We start from the raw sequence: 14,049 nt of genomic DNA, 5'->3' as shown, positions 1-14,049 counted from the left end.
CTCAGTCCAGGATGACCACACAATCATTGAGGGAGCGCCGGGCCGGTTTGGCAGATTCCTCCGCAGCATATCCCAGAGGAATAATGGCCACCGGAAGCTCATCCTCCCCTGCCCCGATTATACGCCTGACTTCCTTCTCCAGAAAGGCCCCTACCCAGCAACTGCCCAGGCCGACGGCATGGGCAGCCAGCAACAGGTTCATGATGGCGGCTGCTGTGTCCTGAATGACATAAAGGTCCCGTCCCCGGGGCCCATAATGGGCAGCGACCAGTTCCGGCAGTGCTGAGACCACTATCACTACCGGGGCAGAAGCGATAAACTCCTGTTGCCAGGCTGCCTCTCCCAGGGCCTTTTTGCTCTCCTCCTTTTTGACCACGTAAAATTTCCAGGGCTGCAGATTGCCGGCACTGGGGGCCTGCAGAGCTGCCTCCAGAATGCGGGTAATGGTGGCATCAGCCACTGCTTCCCCGCTGAAACGGCGTACACTCCGCCGTTCTGCTATAGCAGCAAAGACATCCTTGGTCATACCGCTTCCTCCTATGGGCGAATTTGTAACTGGGTCTGGACAATTTTCACCAGTTCAGCAATAAAGGAGCCGATCAGGGGCAGGTTTAAGATGGCCAGGCGCCGCAGGATATAAATCAGCAGCGCTCCTAGCAGGGCAAAGCCAATGGCCATACCAAACCCCCGGGCAATACCGGCCAGGAAATTGAGATAAAGCAAGCGGGTTGGCTTGCGCAGTAGTTCTACATACTCGGCCAGTTTCATCTTTTCCATCGCCAGGCCCAGTTCCTCGATTTTTCTCTCCAACCGGGCCCAGGTTTCACGCTCCGTCATGCCCATCCCCCGTTTCTGCCCTCAGTTTACCCCCGTGTACCGGGAAAAATTCATGGAAGCAGTTCCTGCAAAGCCTCCTGGTAAGTCGCTAAATCCCGTGATTTGAATAAGACAAACCGCACTTCCTTAAGGGTAGTGGCTTTTTCCAGAAAAGTGATTACCGTGCCCAGCGCGACTCGTGCCGCCTCCGCCACAGGATAGCCATAGGCCCCGGTGCTGATGGAAGGAAAAGCGATAGTGCTGACCCCCCTTTCTTCGGCCAAACGCAAACTGCTCTGATACGCCTTTGCCAGCAATTGGGCTTCGCCGGCCTTTCCTCCCTGCCAGATGGGTCCAACGGTGTGGATCACATACCTGGCTGGCAGCTTGCCCCCGGTGGTAATCACCGCCTCCCCGGTGGGCAGAGGTCCCCTTTGGGTACGAATGGCCTGGCATTCAGCCATAATTTGTGGCCCTCCGGCCCGATGAATAGCACCATCTACTCCGCCACCCCCGGCCAGGGCGTTATTGGCGGCATTGACGATAGCATCCACATGCTGCTGGGTTATATCCCCCTGAATTAGCCGTAACCTAATTCCGTTGATTATTCTTTCCACAAAACATCACCCCCGGTTACCATTTTATCCTGGCCTTAAAATTAATGACAATATATCAAAAAATCCTCCCTGCCAGAGGGAGGATTTGCAATTAATTTTTCAAGCTATTGATCGGTGCAGGAATCCGGCCACCGCGGGCCACAAAGGCAGCGCTGCTCTCCCGGTGTACCGGCATGATGGGAGCCCTGCCCAGGAGACCGCCAAACTCCACCACTTCCCCTACCTGTTTACCTGGCACAGGTATAACCCGTACAGCAGTAGTCTTCTGGTTAATCATGCCGATAGCCGCTTCATCAGCAATAATGGCACTGATGGTTTCCGCCGGTGTATCTCCTGGAATAGCTATCATGTCCAGTCCGACAGAACAGACACAGGTCATGGCCTCCAGTTTGTCGATGGTCAGGGTCCCGGCTTCTGCCGCCCTGATCATGCCGGCATCCTCACTGACCGGGATGAATGCTCCGCTCAGTCCACCAACATAGGAAGAAGCCATGGCACCGCCTTTTTTGACGGCATCATTGAGCAATGCCAGGGCCGCCGTGGTCCCATGGGTACCTGTCCTTTCCAGCCCCATGGCTTCCAGGATATCAGCCACACTGTCCCCGATGGCCGGTGTAGGGGCCAGAGACAGATCCACAATGCCAAAAGGCACTCCCAGCCGGCGGGATGCTTCCCGGCCGATCAACTCACCCATGCGGGTAATTTTGAAAGCAGTTTTCTTGATGGTCTCGGCCAGGGTGCCGAAATCAGCATCAGGCATTTTGCTGACCACATTGCGGACCACCCCTGGACCACTGACTCCCATATTGATAACCGTTTCCGGTTCCCCTATCCCGTGGAAGGCGCCGGCCATAAAAGGATTGTCCTCAGTAGCATTGCAAAAAACCACCAGCTTGGCACAGCCAAGACCATCCCGGTCAGCGGTTAGCTGAGCGGTTTCTTTGATGATTTGCCCCATCCAGGCAACAGCATCCATGTTGATCCCTGCCCGGGTAGTCCCGACATTGACGGAAGAGCAAACCAGTTCCGTCTGGGCCAGTGCCCGGGGAATGGACTTGATCAAGTTAATATCCCCTTTGGTAAAACCTTTATGAACCAGGGCGGAAAAGCCACCGATAAAATTGACCCCAACCTCTCTGGCTGCTTCATCCAGCGCCAGGGCCAGTTCCGTATAATCATCGGCCCGGCAGGCTTCTCCCACCAGAGCGATGGGCGTAACGGAAATACGTTTGTTAACAATGGGAATACCATATTCCCTTTCCAGCTCTTCCCCCACCGCCACCAGCCGGGCCGCCCTGGTCGTGATTTTGTCATAAATACGCCGCCGTACTTCCTTTATGTCTTCATGAGCACAATCCCGCAAACTGATGCCCATAGTAATGGTCCGAATATCCAGGTTTTCTTCCTGCACCATCCGGATGGTCTCCAGAATTTCTCTGTTGGTTAGCATGTTCGCCGTCCCCCTTCTTAAATCCGGTGCATATAGCGGAAAATATCTTCCTGCTGAATGCGAACCTGCACTCCCAGTTCCTGGCCTTTGGCATCCAGGGCCGCCGCCAGGGCAGAAAAATCTATAGTGGCCTCTTCCAGGTCTACCAGCATCATCATGGTAAAGAATTCCTGCATAATGGTTTGCCGAATGTCCAGAATATTGACATTATAGCCAGCCAGAACTCCCGTTACCCCGGCAATGATACCTACCCGGTCCTGTCCTAATACCGTTACAATAGCGCGATTGGATTTTTTCATTTTTACCACCCCTGTTTCTGCACAGACTTTAGCTTATAGTTACTATGTTATAACAAGTACATACCTGCTGACAAGTCTTTTTTAGATGTATGCAAGATACTTGCGCGGTTAAACCTAACAATGGAGGAGGTGTATCCCTTGGTGAGAGAAGAAATTTTGCCAGCTGAAATAGCCGCCCCTGTTTTCATCTCTCCTTATCTGGAGCCCTATCCCGAGCCCTGGCCGGTACCGGTCGGTATCTCTGCCCGCCATATCCATTTAACCCAGCGCGACCTGGAGGAACTGTTTGGCCCCGGCTATCAGCTCACTCCGGCCAAACCCCTCAGTCAACCGGGCCAGTATGCCGCCCAGGAAACCCTCACTCTGGTCGGCCCTAAGGGTGTCCTGGAGGAAGTGCGGATTTTAGGTCCCTGCCGCCCTTATAACCAGGTGGAACTCTCCGGCACCGATGCTTATCAGCTGGGACTGGATCCACCCATTCGGGATTCCGGGGATCTGGATGGTACTCCCGGCATCGTTCTGGTGGGACCCCGGGGTTCTGTCGACCTGCCTTTTGGGGTTATCAAGGCCGCACCCCACCTGCATCTGGACCCGGCTACCGCCCGGCAGCATGGCCTGGAAGACGGGGATCGCCTGCAGATATTAGCAGAAGGGGAAAAAGAAGTGGTATTCAATAACGTCCTGGTCAGGGTTTCCAGGGATTATCTGCCCGACTTTCATCTCGATACCGATGAGGCCAATGCTGCCGGGATTAGACAGGGACAACAGGTTCTAGTGATCGCAAAAAGACTATTGCCTGCTTAATGGATTCTGGTATATAATGAAAAAAAGCAATAGTGATACTACCTGGGGGTGCTCGTTGAGCCGGGCTGAGAAGGACGGGCGATGAACCGTTCTAACCCTTTGAACCTGAGACGGATAATACCGGCGGAGGGAAGGTAGGTGAAAAGATCAGCGCTTTTTGCTTACACTGCACCTGACCGACCCGGTCAGGTGCTTATTTCTTAGGGGAGGAGGATGTGCATGAAAAAACTGGATTTATCCCTGTATGTAATCAGCGGCCAGCATCTGGCTCAGGGCAGGGAATTGCTGGCAGTGATGGAAGCTGCCCTGGTCGGTGGAGCCACCGTGATACAGCTGCGGGAAAAGAATCTGTCCGGCCGCGAGCTGGTAGCTGCTGGTCTGGCCCTCAAGGAACTGGCCCACCGCTATGGAGCCACCTTTATCGTCAACGACAGGGTGGATATTGCTCTGGCCGTTGATGCCGATGGTGTGCATTTAGGCCAGGATGACCTGCCGGTTACCATGGCCCGGCAAATCATGGGACCAGATAAGATCATCGGCCTTTCCACCCATTCCTGGGAACAGGCCCTGGCTGCCAGTAAACTGCCGGTAGACTATATCGGGGTTGGACCCGTTTTCCCCACCAGTTCCAAACCCGATGCGGAAAAACCTGTAGGCCTGAGCCTGGTACAGCGTGTAGCCCGGGAATTATCTGTCCCCTTTGTTGCCATCGGGGGTATTAATGCCGGTAATATCCAGCAAGTACTGGCTGCCGGTGCCCGCAATGTAGCTGTCATATCCGCTGTGGTAGCCGCCCCTGATGTAACAGCTGCCGCCCGGGAGCTGAAAAATTTCGTGGCCGGAGGTAGAAAGGCATGAATAGCTCACGTTTTGAACGCCAGCTGGTGATGCCGGAAATCGGCCCGGAAGGGCAGGCCAAATTAAAACAGGGTCGGGTGCTGGTTATCGGTTGCGGGGGCCTGGGCTCGGCCGTTACCTATTACCTGGCTGCTGCCGGTGTCGGCACCCTGGGGCTGGCCGATAATGATCGGGTTGAAGACTCCAACCTCAATCGTCAGATTTTACATGGCAGTCACCGCCTGGGTTGGCCCAAGACCACCTCGGCCGCCCGCACTCTGCAGGACTTTTATCCCGATTTACAGGTTAACCTGCACCAGGAGCGCATTACCGCTGATAATCTGTTGACCCTGGTCCGGGAGTACCAATATGATTTTGTTATTGATGCCAGTGATAACTTCGATACCAAATTCCTGATCAATGACCTCTGTGTTCAGGCGGGAATCCCCTTTTCCCACGCCGGTGTCCTGGCCTGGGAAGGGCAAACTCTGACCTGGGTGCCAGGCGGCCAGACTCCTTGTCTGCGTTGCTTCTTCCAGGCGGCTCCCCCGCCGGAAATTACTCCCACCAGCAAAACGGTGGGAATTCTGGGTGCCGTCGCCGGTACCCTGGGAACCATCCAGGCCCAGGAAGCGATAAAGTTTTTGCTGGGTGCCGGCCAGCTCTTGACCGGACGTTTGTTCATTTTTGATGGCCTCGACATGACGGCCCGCACCCTGCCCTTTGCCGTTAAGCCTGAATGCATCTGTCAAAGGAGGTAGGTTTTATGGTGGAAATTCTCCTGAACGGCCAACCGACTTCGATTGAAGCGGGCACTACTATCGCCGCCTTACTGGCCAGCAAAAACCTCAATCCCCAGCTGGTGGTTGTGGAAGTAAATCGGGAAATTATCGACCGCAACCGCTTCGCAGAAGTGGCATTAAATCCGGGCGATCAGGTGGAAATCGTGAAATTTTTAGGAGGAGGTTAAGACTATGGCTGATCAGTTGCAAATCGGTCGCTATACTCTCAATAGCCGGCTCTTTATCGGCAGTGGCAAATTGCCCCATACCCTCATGCCGGAAGTAATTGCCGCTGCCGGGGCTCAGGTTGTTACCGTAGCTCTGCGGCGGGTGGACTTTACCCACCCGGAAGATAATATCCTGGATTATCTTCCCAAAGACATTATCCTTATGCCCAATACTTCCGGAGCCCGTAATGCCGAGGAAGCGGTGCGCCTGGCCCGTCTGGCCCGTGCAGCTGGTTGCGGTGACTGGATTAAAATTGAAGTAATCCCCGACCAGAAATATTTGTTGCCTGATAATTACGAAACTTTAAAAGCGACGGAAATTCTGGCCAAAGAAGGCTTTACCGTTCTGCCCTATATGTCTCCTGACCTGATGATGGCCAAAGCCATGGAAGCAGCCGGAGCTGCCGCTGTCATGCCCCTGGGTGCCCCTATTGGTACTAACCGGGGCCTGAAAACCAGAGAGCTGATTGGCATTATGATCGAGGAGTGCCAGGTTCCAGTGATTGTGGATGCCGGGATCGGCCGTCCCTCCCATGCTGCTGAAGCCCTGGAAATGGGCGCCGCTGCCGTCCTGCTCAATACTGCCATAGCCACTGCCCGGGACCCGGTGGCAATGGCTGCTGCCTTCCGGCAGGCGGTAGAAGCGGGACGAACAGCTTATCTGGCCGGACTGGGTCCGGAATCCAGCCTGGCCCGGGCCAGCTCCCCCCTGACCGGTTTCCTGGATTGAGGTGAATAAAAATGAGTTTTTTCGATTATGCTCAAACCTATACCGCCGCCAATCTGGAAGAACGGCTGACAACTGCCCGTCCGGAACAAATCAGGGCCTTGCTGGGCAAAAACTCCCTCCATCCCCTGGAGTTTTTGCTCCTGCTCTCCCCCGCTGCCGGCGGACTACTGGAAGAAATGGCCCAGCGGGCCCATGCCCTGACCATGAAACATTTTGGTCGTAATATCCTTTTATATACACCCCTCTATCTCAGCAATTACTGTGTTAACAAATGCACTTATTGCCATTTTCATGCCGGTCAATCCCTGCCCCGACGTACTCTGACCAGGGAAGAGGTCTGGCAAGAGGGGCAAACTCTGGCTGCCGCCGGATTTCGCCATCTCCTGCTGCTAACCGGCGAATCGCGCCGTCATGCCAGTCTGGAGTATCTGGCTGAATGTATTAACATACTAAAACCCTATTTCTCCTCTCTGGGACTGGAAGTTTACCCTCTGACCGAGGCGGAATACCGGCAGATGGTAACAGCCGGGGCAGACAGTTTGACCATCTATCAGGAAGTATATGATCCTGAGCTTTATGCCCGCTATCATCTGGCCGGGCCCAAAAAGGATTACCATTTCCGGCTGGACGCACCGGAACGAGCTTGCCGGGCGGGCATGCGCCGGGTCAACCTGGGTGCTCTGCTGGGCCTGGGACCATGGCGGATGGAAGCCTTTCTGGCTGGACTGCATGCCTATTACTTGCAAAAAAAATACCCGGAAGTGGAAATCGCTCTTTCAGTTCCCAGGTTAAGACCACTGCCAGGCAGTCAGCCCCCCTATCCGGTCAGTGACCGGGAATTAGTCCAAATAATCCTGGCTTTTCGTCTTTTTCTGCCCCAGGCTGGCCTAACCCTCTCCACCCGAGAGCGAGCAGAATTGCGGGATCACCTGGTGCCTCTAGGTATCACTTCTATGTCCGCCGGTTCCAAAACCACTGTTGGGGGTTATGCCGTTGAAGCCGATGCCAGCGCTGGACAGTTCAGTGTTGCTGATGAAAGACCTGTAGAAGAAATAAAAAGGATGTTGTTAAGTAAAGGCTATCAGCCGGTCTTCAAGGACTGGCCCCGTTTTTGTTAAAAATATACTTGCCAAATAGGAATAGTGGGGTTATAATTGTTAGCAACAACTAATGCAAGTACACACTTTCACATATCGGAAAGGAGTCTGGCAATGACTATGCAAACAAAACCCCGTATTCTGATTTTGGGCGCAGGCTATGCAGGCATGATTTGCGCCAAAAAGCTCTCCAAAAAACTGCCCCCCGAACAGGCGGAAATAATCCTGGTCAATAAACACTCTTACCATCAGTTTCTGGCGCAAATCCATGAACCCGCCGCCGGACGCAATGATTTTGAAGATGTGCGGGTAGAAATCGCAGAAGTGCTGGATTTAAACCGGGTCCGGTTTCACAAGGGGATTGTCTCCAGCATAGATCGGGAACGCCAGCAAGTACACCTGAGTGATGGCACTGTCCTCAGCTATGATTATCTGATTATCGCTCTGGGCAGTGAGCCAGAGTATTTCGGCATTCCCGGCCTGGCTGACCATGCCCTGACCTTGCACAGTTTAAATGGGGCCCGCTTGATCCATACTCACATTGCCAACGCCCTGGCCCGCTACAAAGCTGAGCCAGAACAAAAACACCTGCTGACCTTCGTCATCGGTGGCGCCGGGTTTACCGGGGTAGAACTGGCTACTGAGCTGGCCGACTGGTTGCCGGAACTGGCCCGTCGCTATGATATCCCGGTCGAAAAAACCAAAATCATTAATATCGAAGCTGCTCCCTGTGTTTTGCCGGGCAATGATGCCTTCCTCTGTGAACAGGCAGCTCAAATTATGGCCGCCAAAGGCATCGAACTTATAACCCAGGACCCCATTCATCACGTGGAATCCGAGCTGGTTTGTCTTAAATCAGGCCGGCAAATCCACACCGGTACCATCATCTGGACCGGCGGCGTCCGGGGCAATCGTGTCGTCGAAGCGAGCGGCTTCCCTGTTCAGCGAGGCCGTACCCCTGTGGATGCATTTAACCGGGCCCAGGGCTGGGAAAACATTTTCGTCATCGGTGACTGTTCTTTGCCATTCGGTCCGGAAGGAAAACCTCTCCCCCCTACTGCTCAGGTCGCTTTACAGCAAGCTGAGCATGTAGGGGAAAACCTGGTTAACTTGCTGACAGGGCAACCCCTTACTCCCTTCCGATTTATTCATCGGGGAGTGGTAGCGTCCCTGGGACGCCGTTATGCTGTGGGTAAGGTCAAAAAATACCGGGCCACTGGCCTGATCGGTCATATTCTGAAAGAAGCAGTAGCTATCCGCTACCTCTATAAACTGGGAGGACTGCCCCTGGTCATCAAAAAAGGCTTGCTCGCCTAACGGAGCAAGCCTTTTTTATTTCTGAAAGGATAGCTGCAAAACCACAATTTCCGGCTGATTGCCTATGCGGAAAGGTGGCCCCCAGGTACCATAGCCAGAAGACACTACCACCTGCAACGAACCTTTGCGATAATAGCCCCAGTCCACCTCATAGATACGACTGGTTAAATAATTATTAGGCCAGAGCTGACCGCGATGGGTATGTCCGGAGACCTGCAGGTCTATACCTGCCATTAAACTTTCCTCCAGTTGCCGGGGTTGATGGTCCATCAGCAGCATGGGTTTATGGCGGTCCAGGTTCTTGATTATTTCCGCTAAGGGTTTTCTTTTTTTACCGGTAAATCGTTCCTTTACCTGATCTTCCCGGCCAATCAGGTAGAGACTGTTTGCTACGAATACAGCCTCATCCCTTAATACGGTAATGCCTGCTTCCCTTAAGGCTGCCACTGCTCTTTCCGCTTCACCTCCGATATATTCATGATTACCGGTGACAGCATAAACCCCATAGCGGGAATGAAGCTGGCGAAAGGCGTCCGCCATCTTTTGTTCGATAAAAGGAGCGGTATCTTCATCAATAATATCTCCTACTAGTAACACCAGGTCCGGCTTGATGGTATTGATTTGCCGGACAGCCTGTTCCAGACGCTGTTTGTGATTGATCCGTCCCAGGTGCAGGTCGCTGAGCATAACGACCTTCAAGCTGTCCAGTTGCCCGCCTGGCTTATTGATATTGACCGCATAGGTACGCACCACTGGCTGGCGGGCATTGTAAAAACCGTAGACTAACAGCCCGACAATAAACAGAAAAAGCCCCAGGCCTAGAATAGGTGTCAGCGAATTCGGCCATAAACCCATCCGTCCCAGTACAAATTTAATCAGATCAAAAATAATTAAGCTCAGGAGTAAATAATAAAATGCTCCCATCCACCAGGATCCCAGCATAGTAAATCCCCAGCTGTCCAGCCAGGGTAAAAACCTTTTGCCCAGTCTTCCAATTAGATATGCAAGCGCCAGTAACCAGAAAACAACCCAGTAAAACTTTCTGTCCAGCCAGGGGAACCAGTAACTGAACAGCAGCCAGCCCCGCCGGCCAACGTAATAATTAAGCAAAACATAGATGCTTAAAAAAATGGCAAGAAAGATATAGAAACCATTATGGCGCACCAACTGCCACTCCTTGTAACAACATTTTCGCATCTAGCCCCTATATTGTGCCATAAATTTTAAAGAGATACAAGAGGAGGAAGGGATATGAATGGTATCTATATCTCCCTCTCTGTCCGCAAACTTTATCTCCTGCAAAATGGCAAGCCCCTGGCCATCTACCCTATTGCCATCGGCAAACCCCAGACTCCGACCCCGCAGGGGAATTTTCGTATACTGGAGAAAATAATCAATCCCGGGGGCATCCTGGGCAGCCGCTGGCTAACCTTTCATTTCGTCCCCCGGGGTAAATACGGTATTCATGGTACTAACAATCCCGCTTCAATCGGCCTGGCCGTTTCCAATGGCTGTGTGCGCCTCCACAATCAGCATATCGAAGAGCTTTTTTCCCGGGTTAGCATCTGGACCCCGGTCTGGATTCGTTCTGAGCCCTGGTCGGAACTGGCAAAATAAGCGGCGATTTTTTCCTGAGTCAGGGAATTTTTTAAAAAAGCCATGAAGCTAGCTGCTGCTGCAAATTCCCTTTCCGGATAATTTGCCCAGAGCTGGTATTCCCCCTGAAAGCCTATAACCTTAAGCTCTTGCAGCAGCATATTAGCCTGGTAATAAGCCAGAGTCACCCTTTTCGGCACCAGGGCTACGCCCTGTCCTGTTCTGGCAGCTGTTAAAACAGCATCCAGACTGTCCAGAGTGATGACCTGACTGCAATTAATGTTATGTTTACCCGCAACCATAGCAAAAGGATAACTTGCTTTTAGCGTAAAAATCCGTTGGCGGGCAAGTTCATAAAAATTAATGGTTTTTAGACTGGCAAGGGGATGTTTTTTAGCTGTCAGCAGAACTAGTTTATCTCGATAAACTGCTTCGCCTGTGTACTCCGGGATCTTCAGTCTTTCAGCACTGATAACCAGAATATCTTTACTGGCGGTTAGAAAATCCAGGGATCCCTCCACCTGTTCAACAGGGACCCGTGGATAAATCTTCTTAAAATTTTCCAGTAACCAGGTCAGAAAAGGGCCTTTAATCATGCTGGCAATCCTTAGCCTCTGTTTTGCCTGCTGGCAGCTGAGTTTACACAAATCCAGCTGGGCCTTCTCCCAGAGCTGAAGCAACTCCCGTCCATAAAGTTCCAGCAAAATACCGGCTTCTGTTAATTCCAGATTTTTTTTGCCCCTGATCAGCAGTCTGGTATTCAGCCTTTCCTCTAGCACCTTAATCTGTTTGGTAACTGCTGGCTGGGAAACTCCCAATCTCTCAGCTGCTTCCGTTAAATTCCTGCATTCAGCCACTACTACCAGCGTTTTTAAATAATCCAAATTCATCGAATTTCACCTCAATCGTCGATTGGGGCCTAGCAGTTTAATCTCTTCTACCATTTCCCGGGTAGTAGAAGCGAATTTTTGCCCTTCCGCTCCTGATATCCAGCGGGCTCTCAACCGACCCGGTTCATAGCCTACATATTCCAGTAATCGCTTGAAAATCAAAAATCTTCTGCGCGTGAAATAGTTACCAGTAGCATAATGACAATCACCCGGATGACAGCCAGCCACCAGTACCCCATCGGCCCCATGCTGAAAAGCTTTAAGAATAAATTGCGGATTTACCCTGCCGGAACAGGGCACCCGGATGACCCTGACATTAGGCGGTTGTTGCAAGCGGCTAATCCCTGCCAGGTCTGCCCCGGCATAACTACACCAGTTACAGCAAAATCCAATGATTTTAGGCTGCCATTCCTTTACTGACATGCCCAGACCACCTCCGCCAGCAATTGCTCATTGGTGTAACCACTGAGATTCAACGCCCCGGAACGACAGGCAACGGTACAGGCACCACAGCCCTGACAGAGCCCTTTATTTACCATAGTCACCCATCGCCCCTGGCTTTCCTTGAACTCTAAAGCATGATAGGGACATATGCTTTGACAATGCATACATCCTGAACAAAGCTGCTCATTTACTTCTGCAACCATCGGATTGGTTACCAGATGTTGCTGGGCAAAGAGGGCTGTTACTTTGCTGGCCGCTGCACTGGCCTGCGCCACTGTGTCCGGGATATCTTTGGGCCCCTGACAGCAACCGGCTAAAAATATGCCAGCAGTATTGGTTTCAACTGGCCTCAATTTGGGGTGAGCTTCCATGTAAAAGCCATTGCTGTCCGCAGCGAAGCTGCAAATCTGGGCCAGCTGTTCCGCACCGGCAGCCGGTACCATTCCGGTAGCCAGAACCACCAGATCAGCCGCGATTTCTACCTTCTGCCCGCTGAGGGTATCTTCACCCCAGACGATCAATCTGTTATCTCGTTCATAAATTTTGGCGACTCTGCCACGCAGGTAATTAACCCCATATTCCTCTACTGCCCTCAGGTAAAATTCCTCATACATCTTACCGGCAGTTCGCACATCCATATAAAAGACATAGACCTCCGCTGACGGGATTTTTTCCTTGATTTGCATTGCATGTTTGGCAGTATACATGCAACAGGCTCTGGAACAATAACTCTTGCCTTTCCGGTAGTCCCGGGAACCGACGCATTTGACCAGAACCACACTCCGGGGAACTTTACCGTCAGAAGGCCGCAGGATTTTGCCGCCGGTAGGTCCGGATGCATTTAACAGGCGTTCCAGTTGTAAACCGCTGATGACATCCCGGTATCTACCCCCGCCATATTCCTCATATCTGGTCCAGTCAAAAAGCTCATAACCGGTAGCTACCACAATCGCTCCTACCTGTTCCTGGATCAATTCCTCCTGTTGAGTGTAATCAATAGCTCCATTGGGACAAATTTTAGCACAGAGACCACATTTATTTTCCTGAATTTTACGGCAATTTCTAGCATCGATAACCGGTTTATTGGGTACAGCCTGGGGAAAAGGTCTATAAATGGCTGGTCGCATGCTCAGGCCCTGTTCAAATTCACTGGCTACCTTGCTCGGGCACTTACTTTCACAAATGCCGCACCCGGAACATCTGGCCAGATCTATATACCGTGGTTTCTGGTGAACGGTAACAGTAAAATTGCCCAGATAGCCCTCAACCTTAGCTACTTCCGCCAGAGTATAAATTTTTATCTTTGGATGCTGGGCTGCCTCCACCATTTTTGGTGTACATATACAGGCTGAACAGTCCAGGGTAGGAAAAGTTTTATCCAGAGCTGCCATTTTACCACCAATGGTTGGCTCTTTTTCTACCAGTACCACTTCATAGCCATGTTCAGCAATATCCAGAGCAGCTTGCAACCCGGCTATTCCGCCCCCTATCACCAGTGCTCTTTTATTTATAGGCAAAAAATCTTCAAACAACGGTTTGGCCCGACTAACTTTGGCAATGGCTTTTTTGACCAGGGCAATAGCCTTTTCTGTGGCCAGCTGGGGTAGATGAGAATGAATCCAGGAACAATGTTCGCGCAAATTAGCCATTTCCAGCATATATGGATTCAAACCAGCTCGCTTCAGGGTTTTACGGAAGGTAAGCTCGTGCATGCGTGGAGAGCAGGAAGCAACTACCACCCGTTCCAAACCATGCTCCTGGATAGCCGAAATGATCATCTGTTGCCCTGGTTCAGAGCAAGTATACTTGTGATCTGTTGCCAGCACTACTCCTGGCAATGAACGTACAGCTTCCACCACTTGCGGTACATTCACAACACCACCGATATTGGACCCACACCAGCAGACAAACACTCCAGTTTTCCCCATTATTCCATCCCCTTATCAACAATGCTCTGTTAAATTATACAATAACTTATTATTATCTGGCTAATAACTTTTTGTTATAATCAAGTTAAAAAAAATACCGGTAACAGTACCGGTATGGAGGGGAGAGTTGGAATCGAACCAACCCCCGGACGGGTTACGTCCAGGCCGAGCGGATTTGCAGTCCGTGGAGGGACCCAGCCCCCTTCTCCCCGCTC

17 protein-coding genes, 1 tRNA gene and 1 riboswitch are annotated in these 14,049 nt (G+C 51.9%); of the genes, 8 read left to right on the top strand and 10 right to left on the bottom strand.

What is annotated here, in order from left to right; translation table 11 throughout:
* Position 1: 1 nt before the first annotated feature.
* From CTH_RS04605 to CTH_RS04585, 5 genes are all read right to left on the bottom strand, one after another.
* Positions 2–526 (bottom strand): nitroreductase family protein, encoded by a 525-nt coding sequence (locus tag CTH_RS04605; RefSeq protein WP_078665063.1) that lies wholly within the window; start codon positions 524–526, stop codon positions 2–4.
* Between the two features lie 11 nt (positions 527–537).
* Positions 538–843 (bottom strand): DUF5665 domain-containing protein, encoded by a 306-nt coding sequence (locus CTH_RS04600; RefSeq protein ID WP_200803467.1) that lies wholly within the window; start codon positions 841–843, stop codon positions 538–540.
* Positions 844–887: 44 nt separating this feature from the next.
* A complete protein-coding gene (locus CTH_RS04595) occupies positions 888–1,433 on the bottom strand; it encodes an O-acetyl-ADP-ribose deacetylase (protein WP_078665061.1) in 546 nt (181 codons plus the stop codon).
* A 91-nt stretch (positions 1,434–1,524) separates the two neighbouring features.
* On the bottom strand, positions 1,525–2,883 hold the full coding sequence (locus CTH_RS04590; protein ID WP_078665060.1) for a PFL family protein: 1,359 nt from the start codon (positions 2,881–2,883) through the stop codon (positions 1,525–1,527).
* Positions 2,884–2,900: 17 nt separating this feature from the next.
* Entirely contained in the window at positions 2,901–3,182 is a 282-nt protein-coding gene (locus tag CTH_RS04585) for an ACT domain-containing protein (RefSeq protein WP_078665059.1), read from the bottom strand.
* A 141-nt stretch (positions 3,183–3,323) separates the two neighbouring features.
* Here CTH_RS04585 and pduL point away from each other — a divergent pair, with 141 nt between their 5' ends.
* The 7 genes from pduL to CTH_RS04550 all read left to right on the top strand — a co-directional run bounded on the left by pduL (position 3,324) and on the right by CTH_RS04550 (position 8,976).
* Positions 3,324–3,986, top strand: coding sequence for a phosphate propanoyltransferase (gene pduL / locus CTH_RS04580; RefSeq protein ID WP_318262812.1), 663 nt, complete (start codon positions 3,324–3,326; stop codon positions 3,984–3,986).
* A gap of 34 nt (positions 3,987–4,020) precedes the next feature.
* A riboswitch (TPP riboswitch) is annotated at positions 4,021–4,135 on the top strand.
* 70 nt (positions 4,136–4,205) lie between these two features.
* Positions 4,206–4,844 carry a thiamine phosphate synthase gene (gene thiE, locus CTH_RS04575; RefSeq protein WP_107753206.1) on the top strand — a complete coding sequence of 213 codons (639 nt, stop codon included), beginning with the start codon at positions 4,206–4,208 and terminating at the stop codon, positions 4,842–4,844.
* Positions 4,841–5,584 (top strand): HesA/MoeB/ThiF family protein, encoded by a 744-nt coding sequence (locus CTH_RS04570; RefSeq protein ID WP_078665056.1) that lies wholly within the window; start codon positions 4,841–4,843, stop codon positions 5,582–5,584. Before thiE ends, CTH_RS04570 begins: the two co-directional genes overlap by 4 nt.
* 5 nt (positions 5,585–5,589) lie before the next feature.
* A complete protein-coding gene (thiS, locus tag CTH_RS04565; RefSeq protein ID WP_200803466.1) occupies positions 5,590–5,793 on the top strand; it encodes a sulfur carrier protein ThiS in 204 nt (67 codons plus the stop codon).
* 4 nt (positions 5,794–5,797) lie between these two features.
* A complete protein-coding gene (locus CTH_RS04560) occupies positions 5,798–6,562 on the top strand; it encodes a thiazole synthase (RefSeq protein ID WP_078665055.1) in 765 nt (254 codons plus the stop codon).
* Between the two features lie 11 nt (positions 6,563–6,573).
* The gene (gene thiH / locus CTH_RS04555) at positions 6,574–7,680 is read left to right on the top strand and encodes a 2-iminoacetate synthase ThiH (RefSeq protein ID WP_078665054.1); all 1,107 of its coding nucleotides are present in this window, start codon (positions 6,574–6,576) and stop codon (positions 7,678–7,680) included.
* Between the two features lie 93 nt (positions 7,681–7,773).
* Complete coding sequence (locus CTH_RS04550) at positions 7,774–8,976, top strand: NAD(P)/FAD-dependent oxidoreductase (protein WP_078665053.1); 1,203 nt, start codon at positions 7,774–7,776, stop codon at positions 8,974–8,976.
* Positions 8,977–8,991: 15 nt separating this feature from the next.
* Here the strand turns inward: CTH_RS04550 and CTH_RS04545 are convergent, their stop codons facing one another.
* A complete protein-coding gene (locus CTH_RS04545; RefSeq protein WP_159071829.1) occupies positions 8,992–10,140 on the bottom strand; it encodes a metallophosphoesterase in 1,149 nt (382 codons plus the stop codon).
* Between the two features lie 87 nt (positions 10,141–10,227).
* On the opposite strand from CTH_RS04545, the gene CTH_RS04540 reads away from it, so the two are divergent.
* Complete coding sequence (locus CTH_RS04540) at positions 10,228–10,593, top strand: L,D-transpeptidase (RefSeq protein ID WP_078665051.1); 366 nt, start codon at positions 10,228–10,230, stop codon at positions 10,591–10,593.
* Here CTH_RS04540 and CTH_RS04535 read toward each other — a convergent pair.
* From CTH_RS04535 to CTH_RS14100, 4 genes are all read right to left on the bottom strand, one after another.
* On the bottom strand, positions 10,506–11,462 hold the full coding sequence (locus tag CTH_RS04535; protein WP_078665050.1) for a LysR family transcriptional regulator: 957 nt from the start codon (positions 11,460–11,462) through the stop codon (positions 10,506–10,508). The two genes, CTH_RS04540 and CTH_RS04535, sit on opposite strands and share 88 nt — an antisense overlap.
* A gap of 6 nt (positions 11,463–11,468) precedes the next feature.
* Entirely contained in the window at positions 11,469–11,885 is a 417-nt protein-coding gene (locus tag CTH_RS04530) for a hydrogenase iron-sulfur subunit (RefSeq protein ID WP_078665049.1), read from the bottom strand.
* Positions 11,876–13,834, bottom strand: coding sequence for a CoB--CoM heterodisulfide reductase iron-sulfur subunit A family protein (locus CTH_RS04525; RefSeq protein WP_107753203.1), 1,959 nt, complete (start codon positions 13,832–13,834; stop codon positions 11,876–11,878). Before CTH_RS04525 ends, CTH_RS04530 begins: the two co-directional genes overlap by 10 nt.
* Before the next feature lie 115 nt (positions 13,835–13,949).
* Positions 13,950–14,045, bottom strand: a tRNA-Cys gene (locus tag CTH_RS14100).
* Between the last annotated feature and the right edge of the window lie 4 nt (positions 14,046–14,049).

This window comes from Carboxydocella thermautotrophica (assembly GCA_003054495.1).
GTDB lineage: Bacteria > Bacillota.
The sequence above is the reverse complement of the archived record's forward strand: the minus strand, read 5'-3'. Positions and strand labels throughout refer to the sequence as shown.